This window comes from Sulfitobacter sp. M39, assembly GCF_021735935.1.
Lineage (GTDB): Bacteria > Pseudomonadota > Alphaproteobacteria > Rhodobacterales > Rhodobacteraceae > Sulfitobacter.
This window is the reverse complement of record NZ_WMDZ01000001.1, coordinates 3,004,112-3,018,283: the sequence shown is the minus strand read 5'-3', so window position 1 is coordinate 3,018,283 and position 14,172 is coordinate 3,004,112. Positions and strand designations below refer to the sequence as shown.

General features: G+C 57.0%; 7 protein-coding genes. 6 read left to right on the top strand and 1 reads right to left on the bottom strand.

Features of this window, described 5'->3' with window-relative positions:
- Window positions 1-114 precede the first annotated feature (114 nt).
- The 3 genes from rpoB (at window position 115) to GLP43_RS14655 (ending at window position 9,639) form a co-directional block, all read left to right on the top strand.
- Window positions 115-4,251, top strand: a complete 4,137-nt coding sequence (gene rpoB, locus GLP43_RS14665; RefSeq protein WP_237279860.1) for a DNA-directed RNA polymerase subunit beta — start codon at window positions 115-117, stop codon at window positions 4,249-4,251.
- A gap of 94 nt (window positions 4,252-4,345) precedes the next feature.
- On the top strand, window positions 4,346-8,593 hold the full coding sequence (gene rpoC / locus GLP43_RS14660; RefSeq protein ID WP_237279859.1) for a DNA-directed RNA polymerase subunit beta': 4,248 nt from the start codon (window positions 4,346-4,348) through the stop codon (window positions 8,591-8,593).
- A 167-nt stretch (window positions 8,594-8,760) separates the two neighbouring features.
- Complete coding sequence (locus tag GLP43_RS14655; RefSeq protein WP_237279858.1) at window positions 8,761-9,639, top strand: DMT family transporter; 879 nt, start codon at window positions 8,761-8,763, stop codon at window positions 9,637-9,639.
- Here GLP43_RS14655 and GLP43_RS14650 read toward each other — a convergent pair.
- On the bottom strand, window positions 9,636-10,442 hold the full coding sequence (locus GLP43_RS14650) for a putative rhamnosyl transferase (protein ID WP_237279857.1): 807 nt from the start codon (window positions 10,440-10,442) through the stop codon (window positions 9,636-9,638). The genes GLP43_RS14655 and GLP43_RS14650 overlap by 4 nt on opposite strands.
- 404 nt (window positions 10,443-10,846) lie before the next feature.
- On the opposite strand from GLP43_RS14650, the gene rpsL reads away from it, so the two are divergent.
- From rpsL to fusA, 3 genes are all read left to right on the top strand, one after another.
- A complete protein-coding gene (rpsL, locus tag GLP43_RS14645; protein WP_005849863.1) occupies window positions 10,847-11,218 on the top strand; it encodes a 30S ribosomal protein S12 in 372 nt (123 codons plus the stop codon).
- A gap of 176 nt (window positions 11,219-11,394) precedes the next feature.
- Entirely contained in the window at window positions 11,395-11,865 is a 471-nt protein-coding gene (gene rpsG / locus GLP43_RS14640) for a 30S ribosomal protein S7 (RefSeq protein ID WP_005849857.1), read from the top strand.
- Between the two features lie 83 nt (window positions 11,866-11,948).
- Entirely contained in the window at window positions 11,949-14,075 is a 2,127-nt protein-coding gene (fusA, locus tag GLP43_RS14635) for an elongation factor G (RefSeq protein WP_237279856.1), read from the top strand.
- Window positions 14,076-14,172 lie beyond the last annotated feature (97 nt).

Below are 14,172 nucleotides of genomic sequence, written 5' to 3'. Positions count from 1 at the left end.
AGAGGTACGGTGGGACGTGCCTCAAGAATTGATCAGGATTTACCGCTCTTATGGGCGCGCATCACGGCCCCGGTGATGGCGAGCTCGGCAAGAGATACGAAAGGTGACAGACACATGGCGCAAACCTTCCTTGGCCAGAAACGTCTACGTAAATACTATGGCAAAATCCGCGAAGTGCTGGAGATGCCGAACCTGATCGAGGTTCAAAAATCCTCTTATGATTTGTTCCTGCGCTCCGGCGATGCGGAAACACCGACAGACGGTGACGGCATCCAAGGCGTGTTCCAGTCGGTTTTCCCGATCAAGGACTTCAACGAGACATCGGTGCTTGAATACGTCAAGTACGAGCTTGAAAAGCCCAAATACGACGTCGAGGAATGTCAGCAACGCGACATGACCTACAGCGCGCCTTTGAAGGTGACGCTGCGCCTCATCGTGTTTGATGTGGATGAAGACACCGGTGCGAAATCGGTAAAAGACATCAAAGAACAAGACGTGTTCATGGGCGACATGCCCCTGATGACGCCAAACGGTACCTTTGTTGTGAACGGTACAGAGCGTGTTATCGTATCCCAGATGCACCGTTCGCCCGGCGTGTTCTTTGACCACGACAAAGGCAAAACCCACTCTTCGGGTAAGTTGCTGTTTGCTTGCCGCATCATCCCATACCGCGGGTCGTGGCTCGACTTTGAATTCGATGCAAAAGACATCGTGTTCGCGCGCATCGACCGTCGTCGTAAGCTGCCTGTAACAACGCTGCTCTACGCGCTTGGCCTTGACCAAGAAGCGATCATGAACGCGTATTACAACACCGTGAACTATACGCTGAAAGACGGCGAAGGTTGGGTTGCACCCTTCTTCCCTGACCGTGTGCGGGGCACACGTCCATCGTATGATCTGGTTGACGCTGCAACAGGCGAGATCCTGTTCGAGAAGGGCAAAAAGGTTACACCTCGTGCCGTTAAGCAGTTGATCGACGAAGGCAAAGTTACAGAACTGTTGCTGCCCTTCGATCACATCGCGGGCAAATTCGCCGCGCGTGACATCATCAACGAAGAAACTGGCGCGATCTATGTCGAAGCGGGCGACGAGCTGACGCTCGAGCACGATAAAGACGGCACGCTCATCGGCGGTACAGCGAAAGAGCTGATCGACGCGGGCATCACCGAGATCCCACTTCTCGACATCGACAACATCAACGTCGGCCCTTACATGCGTAACACCATGGCGGCGGACAAGAACATGAACCGCGATACCGCGCTCATGGACATCTACCGCGTGATGCGCCCGGGCGAGCCGCCCACAGTCGAAGCCGCGTCGAACCTGTTCGACACGCTGTTCTTCGATGCGGACCGTTATGACCTTTCCGCGGTTGGCCGCGTTAAGATGAACATGCGTCTTGCGCTCGACAAAGAAGACACACAGCGCACGCTGGACCGTGCTGACATCGTCGCCTGCATCAAGGCGCTGGTTGATTTGCGTGACGGCCGTGGCGACATCGATGACATCGACCACCTTGGTAACCGCCGTGTACGCTCCGTTGGCGAGCTGATGGAAAACCAGTACCGCGTCGGCCTGCTCCGGATGGAGCGTGCGATCAAGGAACGTATGTCCTCGGTCGAGATCGACACAGTCATGCCACAAGACCTGATCAACGCGAAGCCAGCGGCTGCTGCGGTACGTGAATTCTTCGGCTCCAGCCAGCTGTCGCAGTTCATGGACCAAACCAACCCGCTGTCCGAGGTGACGCACAAGCGTCGTCTTTCCGCGCTTGGGCCAGGCGGTCTGACCCGCGAACGCGCCGGCTTTGAGGTGCGTGACGTTCACGCGACCCACTACGGTCGTATGTGTCCGATTGAAACGCCCGAAGGTCCGAACATTGGTCTGATCAACTCGTTGGCAACATTCGCCCGCGTGAACAAATACGGCTTTATCGAAACACCCTATCGCAAGGTATCAGGCGGTGTGGTTTCCGATGACGTGCAGTACATGTCCGCCACCGAAGAGATGCGGCACACTGTGGCGCAGGCGAACGCGAACCTTGATGAGAACATGAAGTTCGTCAACGATCTGGTGTCGACACGGAAATCCGGTGACTACACGCTGTCGCCTTCCGAGAATGTCGATCTGATCGACGTTTCGCCGAAACAGTTGGTCTCGGTCGCTGCGTCCTTGATCCCGTTCCTAGAAAACGACGATGCGAACAGGGCCTTGATGGGCTCGAACATGCAACGTCAGGCGGTGCCTTTGCTTCAAGCCGAAGCACCACTGGTGGGGACAGGTATCGAAGAAGTCGTCGCACGGGATTCCGGTGCTGCCTATATGGCGAAACGCGGTGGTATCATCGACCAAGTCGACGCCAGCCGTATCGTTATCCGCGCCACTGAAGACCTTGAGCTGGGCGACGCGGGCGTAGACATCTACCGCATGCGCAAATTCCAGCGTTCGAACCAGAACACCTGCATCAACCAGCGTCCGCTGGTGAAAGTGGGCGAGACGGTTCAAAAAGGTCAGGTTATCGCGGACGGTCCATCGACCGACATGGGTGAACTGGCGCTTGGTAAGAACGTGGTCGTCGCGTTCATGCCCTGGAACGGCTACAACTACGAAGACTCCATCCTGATCTCTGAACGTGTATCGCGTGACGACGTGTTTACCTCGATCCACATCGAGGAATTCGAAGTTGCCGCCCGTGATACAAAGCTGGGGCCAGAGGAAATCACACGCGATATTCCGAACGTCGGTGAAGAAGCGCTGCGCAACCTCGACGAGGCGGGCATCGTGTACATCGGCGCGGATGTTGAACCCGGTGACATTCTCGTCGGTAAGATCACACCCAAGGGCGAAAGCCCGATGACGCCAGAGGAAAAACTGCTGCGCGCCATCTTCGGTGAGAAAGCCTCGGACGTGCGCGATACGTCGCTGCGTGTGAAGCCCGGTGACTTCGGTACGGTTGTTGAAGTCCGCGTGTTCAACCGTCACGGCGTTGAAAAAGACGAACGTGCGCTGCAGATCGAACGTGAAGAAGTCGAACGTCTGGCCCGTGACCGGGACGACGAACTTGGCATTCTTGACCGTAACATCTACGCGCGTTTGCAGTCGATGATCATCGGCAAGACGGCTGTCAAAGGCCCGAAAGGCGTCAAGGCAAACTCTGAAATCACCGAAGACCTGCTGGCATCCTTGTCGCGCGGTCAGTGGTGGCAGTTGGCTTTGGCCGACGAAGATGATGCCAAGATCGTCGAAGCCCTGAACGAGCAGTACGAGATCCAGAAACGGACCTTGGATGCACGTTTCGAGGACAAAGTCGAAAAAGTCCGTCGTGGTGACGATCTGCCCCCGGGCGTGATGAAGATGGTCAAAGTTTTCGTCGCGGTGAAGCGCAAGCTGCAACCGGGTGATAAAATGGCCGGTCGTCACGGCAACAAAGGTGTTATTTCCAAGGTTGTACCGATGGAAGACATGCCGTTCCTCGCGGATGGTACACCGGTCGACTTCTGTTTGAACCCGCTGGGTGTTCCGTCGCGTATGAACGTTGGTCAGATCCTTGAAACCCACATGGGTTGGGCCGCACGTGGCCTGGGCATCAACATCGACGAGGCGCTGCAGGAATACAAACGCTCCGGCGATTTGACACCTGTGCGCGAAGCAATGCACCACGCCTATGGCGACGATGTCTATGAAGAAGGCATCGTTGGCATGGACGAGGAAACATTGTTGGACGCAGCCAAGAACGTCGCGCGCGGTGTGCCTATCGCCACGCCGGTTTTCGATGGTGCCAAGGAAGCGGACGTGAACGACAGCCTGACACGGGCCGGGTTCGATACCTCCGGTCAGTCGGTTCTGTTTGACGGTCGTACAGGCGAGCAGTTTGCCCGCCCCGTCACCGTTGGCGTCAAATACCTGCTGAAACTGCACCACCTTGTGGACGATAAAATCCACGCGCGTTCAACCGGTCCATACTCGCTGGTCACCCAGCAGCCATTGGGCGGTAAAGCGCAGTTCGGTGGTCAGCGCTTTGGTGAGATGGAGGTCTGGGCTCTGGAAGCTTACGGCGCTGCATACACCCTGCAGGAAATGCTGACTGTGAAATCGGATGACGTGGCCGGACGGACCAAGGTCTACGAAAGCATCGTCAAAGGCGAAGACAACTTCGAAGCCGGTATTCCGGAATCGTTCAACGTACTTGTGAAAGAGGTACGCGGTCTTGGCCTGAACATGGAACTCCTGGATGCGGAGGAAGACGAGTGAGGCACGCGCCGGGGTTTTCATAAACCCCGGACCGTTTCCTGAAGCAGGAAACACCTCACTCCCTCCGCTTTCGAGACTTATCTAAGGATTTAAGATGAACCAGGAACTGACAAACAACCCGTTCAACCCCGTCGCGCCGATGAAGACGTTCGACGAAATCAAGGTCTCTCTGGCATCGCCAGAGCGGATCCTGTCGTGGTCGTTCGGTGAAATCAAGAAACCAGAAACCATCAACTACCGGACGTTCAAGCCAGAGCGTGACGGCCTGTTCTGCGCGCGTATCTTTGGCCCGATCAAAGACTACGAATGCCTGTGCGGTAAATATAAACGCATGAAGTATCGCGGGGTTGTCTGCGAGAAATGTGGTGTTGAAGTCACGCTGCAAAAGGTCCGCCGGGAGCGTATGGGCCACATCGAGCTGGCGTCGCCTGTTGCGCACATCTGGTTCCTCAAGTCGCTGCCATCGCGCATCGGCCTGATGCTGGACATGACTCTGCGCGATCTGGAACGTGTTCTTTACTTTGAAAACTACGTTGTGATCGAACCCGGTCTGACGGACCTCACCTATGGTCAGATGATGACCGAGGAAGAGTATATGGACGCGCAGGATGCCTATGGCATGGACGCGTTCACCGCCAATATCGGTGCCGAAGCGATCCGCGAAATGCTGGCCGCCATCGATCTGGAAGCCGAAGCAGACCAGTTGCGTGCCGATCTGAAAGAGGCGACCGGCGAACTGAAGCCCAAGAAGATCATCAAGCGTCTGAAAGTCGTTGAATCCTTCCTCGAGTCCGGCAACCGGCCCGAGTGGATGATCATGACCGTCATTCCCGTGATCCCGCCAGAGCTGCGCCCGCTGGTGCCGCTGGACGGTGGCCGTTTCGCGACGTCGGATCTGAACGACCTGTATCGCCGCGTGATCAACCGGAACAACCGCTTGAAGCGTCTGATTGAACTGCGCGCGCCTGACATCATCGTGCGTAACGAAAAGCGCATGCTGCAAGAATCCGTCGACGCCTTGTTCGACAACGGCCGTCGCGGCCGCGTCATCACCGGCGCAAACAAGCGCCCGCTGAAGTCGCTGTCCGACATGCTGAAAGGTAAGCAAGGTCGCTTCCGTCAGAACCTTTTGGGTAAGCGCGTCGACTTCTCCGGTCGTTCGGTCATTGTGACCGGCCCTGAACTGAAGCTGCACCAGTGCGGCCTGCCCAAGAAGATGGCGCTCGAGCTGTTCAAGCCGTTCATCTATTCGCGTCTTGAAGCCAAAGGTCTGTCTTCCACTGTGAAACAAGCCAAGAAGTTGGTTGAAAAAGAGCGTCCCGAAGTGTGGGACATCCTGGACGAAGTGATCCGCGAACACCCCGTCATGCTGAACCGTGCGCCTACCTTGCACCGTTTGGGCATTCAGGCGTTCGAACCGGTACTGATCGAAGGGAAAGCGATCCAGCTTCACCCGCTGGTCTGTTCCGCCTTTAACGCTGACTTTGACGGCGACCAAATGGCTGTTCACGTGCCGCTTTCGCTGGAAGCACAGCTGGAAGCACGCGTCTTGATGATGTCGACGAACAACGTTCTGTCGCCTGCAAACGGCGCGCCGATCATCGTTCCGTCGCAGGATATGATCTTGGGTCTGTACTACACGACCCTGGAACGCGAAGGCATGCCGGGCGAAGGCATGGTGTTCGGCTCTGTCGAAGAAGTCGAGCACGCGCTTGGTGCCGGTGCGATCCACCTGCACACCAAGATCAAAGCGCGGATCAAGCAGATCGATGCCGAAGGCAACGAAGTGATGAAGCGTTTCGACACCACGCCGGGCCGTATTCGCCTTGGCGCGCTGTTGCCGCTGAACGCTAAAGCGCCGTTCGATCTGGTGAACCGTCTGCTGCGTAAGAAAGAAGTGCAGCAGGTCATCGATACGGTCTACCGCTACTGTGGTCAGAAAGAATCCGTTATCTTCTGTGACCAGATCATGACCATGGGCTTCCGCGAAGCTTTCCGTGCCGGTATTTCCTTCGGTAAGGACGACATGCTGATCCCAGAAACCAAGTGGACCTTGGTGGACGAAACGCGCGAGCAGGTTAAAGACTTTGAACAGCAGTACATGGACGGCCTGATCACTCAGGGTGAAAAGTACAACAAAGTTGTCGATGCCTGGTCCAAGTGTAACGACAAGGTCACCGACGCGATGATGGGGGCCATTTCCGCTGAACGTCGCAATGATGACGGCGCGGTCATGGAGCCGAACTCGGTCTACATGATGGCGCACTCCGGTGCGCGTGGCTCGGTCACACAGATGAAACAGCTGGGCGGGATGCGCGGTCTGATGGCGAAGCCGAACGGCGACATCATCGAGACACCGATTATCTCGAACTTTAAAGAAGGTCTGACCGTTCTGGAGTACTTTAACTCCACCCACGGTGCCCGTAAGGGTCTGTCGGATACCGCTTTGAAAACAGCGAACTCGGGTTACCTGACCCGTCGTCTGGTGGACGTTGCGCAGGACTGTATCGTTCGTATGCATGACTGTGGCACCGAAACCGCGATCACTGCCGAAGCGGCTGTGAATGATGGTGAAGTTGTCTCTTCGCTGGCAGAACGTCTGCTGGGTCGCGTTGCGGCGGATGACATCCTGCGCCCCGGGACCGACGAAGTGTTGGTGCCTGCGCAGACTGTGATCGACGAACGTCTGGCTGACATCATCGACGAAGCGGCTGTTCAATCCGCACGGATCCGCAGCCCGCTGACCTGCGAGGCCGAAGAGGGCGTCTGCGCCATGTGCTATGGTCGTGACCTTGCACGCGGTACGCTGGTGAACCAAGGTGAAGCTGTCGGCATTATCGCTGCTCAGTCGATCGGTGAACCCGGCACGCAGCTGACCATGCGTACATTCCACATTGGTGGTGTTGCGCAGGGTGGCCAGCAGTCCTTCCTCGAGGCATCGCAGTCCGGTAAGGTTGTGTTCGAGAACGCTCAAACCCTTGAGAACGCCGCAGGCGAGATCATGGTAATGGGCCGGAACATGAAGCTTGCCATCGTGGATGATAACGGCGACGAGCGCGCCAGCCACAAGGTTGGCTACGGGACCAAGCTGTTCGTCAAGGAGGGTCAGTCGATCCTGCGCGGCGACAAGCTGTTCGAATGGGACCCCTACACGCTGCCGATCATCGCGGAGAAATCCGGTATGACCAAGTTCGTCGACCTGACGTCGGGGATCGCGGTTAAGGATGAAACCGATGATGCAACCGGTATGACACAGAAGATCGTGATCGACTGGCGTGCAGCACCCAAAGGCAATGAGCTGAAGCCGGAAATCATTCTGGTGGATGCCGATGGCGAGCCGGTCCGCAACGATGCGGGCAACCCGGTGACCTACCCAATGTCCGTTGATGCCATTCTGTCCGTTGAGGACCAGACTGAAATCAAGGCCGGTGACATCGTTGCGCGTATCCCGCGTGAAGGTGCCAAGACCAAGGATATTACCGGTGGTCTGCCACGTGTTGCGGAACTCTTTGAGGCACGTCGCCCCAAAGACCACGCGATCATCGCCGAGATCGACGGGTACGTCCGCTACGGCAAGGACTACAAAAACAAGCGTCGTATCTCGATCGAGTCGTCCGAGGATCCGGATCACAAGGTCGAATACATGGTGCCTAAGGGTAAGCACATTCCCGTTGCGGAAGGTGACTTTGTCCAGAAGGGCGACTACATCATGGACGGCAACCCTGCGCCGCATGACATCCTCGCGATTATGGGTGTCGAAGCGCTGGCTGACTACATGATCGACGAAGTGCAGGATGTTTATCGTCTGCAAGGCGTTAAGATCAACGATAAGCATATCGAAGTGATCGTGCGTCAGATGTTGCAGAAGTGGGAAGTCCAAGACAGCGGTGATACCACCCTGTTGAAAGGCGAACACGTCGACAAGCAAGAGTTCGACCAGGCCTGTGCCAAAGCGCTGTCCAAAGGTGGGCGTCCTGCGCAGGGCGAACCGATCCTGCTGGGGATCACCAAGGCGTCGCTGCAAACCCGCAGCTTCATCTCGGCGGCGTCCTTCCAGGAAACCACACGCGTTCTGACCGAAGCATCGGTTCAGGGTAAGCGCGACAAGCTGGTTGGCCTGAAAGAGAACGTCATCGTGGGCCGTCTGATCCCAGCCGGTACCGGTGGTGCGACGCAGCAGATGCGTAAGGTTGCGACAGATCGTGACAACGTGGTTATCGAAGCCCGTCGCGAAGAAGCCGAAGCCGCAGCACGTCTGGCCGCGCCCGAGCCTACAGCCGACGATGTCGTTGGTGGCGATGTCTTCGACAACGTCCCCAGCGACGACGAAAGCCGCAGCTAAGCCTAGGCTTGATAGCTGACGAACAGAGCCCCCGCCGAGAGATCGGCGGGGGTTTTTCGTTGTGGGGCAGGGGGATGAAATAGCGTCGAAAATTTGCGCAGGTGGGCTGGTTTTCCACCGCGGCTTGCGCCAATGATAAGTCAACCTAACAAACTGAAAGCCACCCGATGTCGCCAAACCTTGCCGGAGCACTTTTCATGATGGGCTCCATGGCGGCCTTTGTCTTGAACGATACAATGACCAAGACCACGGGCGGGGCGGTTCCGCTGTTCCAGCTGCTGTTTCTGCGTGGTGTGATCTCTATCTCGTTGATTGTAATGCTATGGGGGCGGCTTGGCCCGATGCACCTGCGTCTTAGCCGGCGCGATTGGAAGTTGGTCGCCATCCGGTCTGGTGCCGAAGTCGGGGCGAGCTTTTTCTTCGTGACCGCGCTGTTCAACATGCCCTTGGCGAACCTCAGCGCCATTCTGCAATCCCTGCCGCTGACGGTGACTTTGGGCGCGGCGCTGGTCTATCGCGAAAAGGTCGGCTGGCGGCGTTTCTCTGCGATTCTTGTGGGGTTCCTCGGCGTGATGCTGATCGTCAAACCGGGCACCGACGGGTTCAATATTTGGTCGATCTACGCGCTGATCGCGGTGTTCTTTGTCACCGTGCGCGATCTCAGCACCCGCCGCTTGTCGAAAGAGGTGCCGTCGATGACCGTGACCTTCGCCGCTGTGCTGGCCGTGACGGGGTTTTCGACTTTCGCGCAGTTCACCACGCCGTGGGCTCCGGTCACTTCCGCACATTGGATCGCCATTACGGCGGCCGCGGTCTTTGTGCTGATGGGGTATTATTTCAGCGTGCAGACGATGCGGGTGGGCGACGTATCGTTCATCGCGCCGTTCCGCTACACAGGGTTGATCTGGGCGCTTATTCTCGGGTGGTTGGTGTTCGGCGACTGGCCAGTGCCGTCAACACTGGCCGGCGCATCTATCGTCGCTGCGACGGGGCTGTTCACGCTCTACCGTGAACGCATCACAACCCGCCCACTGCCGCCGCTTTAACCCTTGGAAAAGACGCGGCGCACAGTGTCGATGTCGATGGCAAAGCGGTCCTTGAACAGGATCTCTTCCTCGGGGCTGAGCGGGGATAGGTCGACCGCCCGCGTATTCTTTTGACGTGAATCGTTAAATCCATTGTGACCGCGGACATACATCGCAGGGTCCGGGAAGCTGAGCGCAGGCATGAAGCGAGGCAGCTTGTCGTGGGCAAAATTCATGATCGTCAGCGGACACCCCGCGTTCACGAACATTGCCAAAGCCGCGGTGTAGAAGGGCCGGAACGACGGGGTCGCCGCGATACCATCCGCGCCGAACTTGGCCACGTAGCCCTTGTTCCAGTCAAGCGCGACAGATTTGTGCTGGACCAGTAGCGGGGCGGCGTCATCAACAGCTTTACGCAGCTTGGCCACGAAATCGACCGCGATCGCGTCGTCGTCATCAAAGCGGAATTGGACGCAGGGCTCAAAGCGCGCGTGGCGGGCCTTGTTCAGAATCTCTTTCATCACCTCGCGGTGTGGTCGCGGCGGTTCTACCGTAATCCGCGCTTGGGGCAGTGGGGCGAGCAAAGCCGTTAGCCGTTCCAGATGGACACGGGGAAAGCGATCGCCGACCAGCACGATCATTTCGAAATCGGGGTCTGTTTGCGCCATCAGGCTAGGCAGGGCGACGGTTTCGAACAGCCGGAACCTTTCCTCAAGCCGCGTGGGATCATAAAGGTAGGCGATACGATCAGCGGTGGTGTCATGCCCGACCTGAAACCCGCCAAGCGCCGGATAGGAAAAGCGGCATAGCCCAAGTACCTGCATCGTGATCCGCCCTGTCCGAATAATGTGGCATAAATATGCGCGGTAGCCGGGGTGTCTTGCAAGGTGGAATACCCGTTTGGCGTGCCGTGGGCGGCTTGGGGGCGGGGGCTGTTGACAGCGTGGACGACTCTGCCTATACGCCCCTTATCTCGGATGCGGGGGTCGCCCTGCTTTGCCGACATCATATCTACTGTGGTCACGATCCGGTCTACTGCTGACTCGATCCTCTGTTACCCCACCGCTTCGTTTTCCTCGGTACGGGAACGCTGCGGTGATTTTGCTTTGCGCCAGTGGTGTAGGGCGAAAGATAGGCTTCGTGGACGTGCGAAGTGACCGAATTTGAAACCGCACTGGGGTCCGCCCCGCTGCACCACTTATGTGAGCTAAACGGGGATAAAACCGGAATGCCAACGATCCAACAGCTGATCCGCAAACCGCGCCAGCCTAAAATCAAACGTTCGAAATCCATGCACCTGCAGGAATGCCCGCAAAAGCGCGGCGTTTGTACACGTGTTTACACCACCACACCTAAGAAGCCGAACTCGGCCATGCGTAAGGTCGCCAAAGTGCGCCTGACCAACGGTTTCGAAGTCATCAGCTACATCCCGGGTGAATCGCACAACCTGCAAGAACACTCCGTTGTTCTGATCCGTGGCGGCCGTGTAAAAGACCTTCCCGGTGTGCGCTACCACATCCTGCGCGGTGTTCTCGATACGCAAGGCGTTAAAGACCGTAAGCAGCGTCGCTCCAAATATGGTGCAAAGAAGCCAAAGTAATTTGGGTCGGTTTGGGGTCGCGTATCGCGGATACACGATGCCGGATCCCGCCGCCCGCCATGTTTTCCCGTAAGGGAGTGAGCCGAGTAAGACTGAGCGCCGGACGATCGGGGTGCAATATGCACCAGACGCACTGGACCAAACCTGCCTCGGCAACTGACAATTAGGAGCTTTAAATGTCACGTCGTCACGCCGCTGAAAAACGCGAAGTACTGCCAGACGCCAAGTATGGTGATCTGGTTCTCACCAAATTCATGAACAACCTGATGATCGACGGTAAGAAGTCGGTTGCGGAGCGTATCGTTTACAACGCGATGAACCGCGTTGAAGACAAAATCAAACGCGCGCCCATCGAAGTCTTCCACGAAGCGCTGGACAACATCAAGCCGTCCGTCGAAGTGCGTTCGCGCCGCGTTGGTGGTGCCACCTATCAGGTACCTGTCGAAGTGCGCCCCGAGCGTCGCGAAGCACTGGCGATCCGCTGGTTGATCAAAGCGTCCCGCGCCCGCAACGAGAACACTATGGAAGAGCGCCTGGCCGGTGAGCTTCTGGACGCTGTTCAATCGCGCGGTACTGCTGTTAAGAAGCGCGAAGACACCCACAAGATGGCCGACGCGAACAAAGCGTTCAGCCACTACCGCTGGTAATTCGGGCGGCATAAGCCGTTCCCGTCGCGTCCCACCCTGGGGCGCGATTTATCCGTTTCAGATATATTCGAGGAAGCAGCCCAATGGCACGCGACTATCCGCTCTCACGCTACCGCAATTTCGGCATCATGGCCCACATCGACGCAGGTAAAACAACCTGCTCCGAACGGATCCTGTTTTACACTGGTAAGTCCCACAACATCGGCGAAGTGCACGACGGTGCCGCCACGATGGACTGGATGGAGCAGGAGCAGGAACGCGGTATTACAATTACCTCCGCTGCGACGACAACTTTCTGGCAGCGCCAGGAAGAGCCAACAGCCGACGCGACATCCGACACCAAGTACCGGATGAACATCATCGACACCCCCGGCCACGTTGACTTCACCATCGAAGTTGAACGTTCGCTGGCCGTTCTTGACGGCGCGGTTGCTGTTCTTGACGCCAACGCCGGTGTTGAGCCCCAGACCGAAACTGTTTGGCGCCAAGCTGACCGCTACAAGGTTCCACGCATCGTTTTCGTCAACAAAATGGACAAAATCGGCGCTGACTTCTTCAACTGCGTGAAGATGATCAAAGACCGTACCGGTGCGACACCTGCGCCGATTCAAATTCCGATCGGTGCCGAAACCGAACTGGAAGGCTTGGTCGATCTGGTCACCATGAAAGAATGGGTCTGGAGCGGCGAAGACCTGGGTGCCGGCTGGGAACAGCGCGAAATCCGTGCCGAGTTGAAAGACCTGGCCGACGAATGGCGCGCGCATCTGATCGAGACTGCGGTCGAGATGGATGACGAAGCCATGGAAAACTACCTGATGGACGGCGCAGAGCCTGACGTCGACACTCTGCGGTCGCTGATCCGCAAAGGGACGTTGGCGATCAAGTTCATCCCCGTACTGTGCGGCTCCGCGTTCAAAAACAAAGGTGTTCAGCCTCTGTTGAACGCTGTTATCGACTATCTGCCATCCCCGATGGACGTTGTTGACTACATGGGCTTTAAACCAGGCGACGAAGAAGAAACACGTAACATCGCACGTCGTGCGGATGACGATATGGCCTTCTCCGGTCTGGCGTTCAAAATCATGAACGACCCCTTTGTTGGCTCGCTGACCTTTACCCGCATCTACTCTGGTGTGCTGAACAAGGGCGACACGCTCTTGAACTCCACCAAAGGTAAGAAAGAGCGCGTCGGTCGTATGATGATGATGCACTCCAACGATCGTGAAGAGATTCAAGAAGCGTTCGCGGGCGACATCATCGCGCTGGCAGGTTTGAAAGACACGACAACAGGTGACACGCTTTGCGCCGTCAACGACCCTGTTGTTCTTGAAACAATGACCTTCCCCGATCCGGTTATCGAAATCGCGGTTGAGCCTAAGACCAAGGCTGACCAAGAGAAGATGTCCACCGGTCTGGCGCGTCTGGCTGCAGAAGATCCCTCCTTCCGCGTTGAAACGGATCTGGAATCCGGTCAGACCATCATGAAGGGCATGGGCGAACTTCACCTCGACATTCTGGTGGACCGTCTGCGTCGTGAATTCAAAGTTGAAGCGAACATCGGTGCGCCTCAGGTTGCCTACCGCGAAACCATCTCGCGCGAAGCGGAAATCACCTACACCCACAAGAAACAGTCCGGTGGTTCCGGTCAGTTCGCTGAGGTGAAGATGATCCTGATGCCAACCGAGCCAGGCGAAGGCTATTCCTTTGAAAGCCGCATCGTTGGTGGTGCCGTTCCGAAAGAATACATCCCAGGCGTCGAAAAAGGGATCAACTCGGTCATGGACTCCGGTCCTTTGGCGGGCTTCCCGGTCATCGACTTTAAGGTTGCGCTGATCGACGGTAAATTCCACGACGTTGACTCCAGCGTTCTGGCGTTTGAAATCGCGGCCCGTATGGGTATGCGCGAAGGCATGCGTAAAGCTGGCGCGAAACTGCTTGAACCGATCATGAAAGTCGAAGTTATCACCCCTGAAGACTACACAGGTGGTATCATCGGCGATCTGACATCGCGTCGCGGTCAGGTTCAGGGTCAGGATACACGCGGTAACGCCATTGCGATCGACGCAAATGTGCCACTGGCCAACATGTTCGGCTACATCAACACGCTGCGTTCGATGTCGTCGGGTCGTGCGAACTTCACCATGCAGTTCTCGCACTACGAACCTGTTCCGCAGAACATCTCTGATGAGATCCAAGCGAAATTCGCGTAACTGCGCGTTGCAATAACTGGGACGGCGGGGATAACCCCGCCCTACCCAAACCGTAGGGTGGGTGATCAACCCACCGCCCAATTTGAAAACCAAGGAG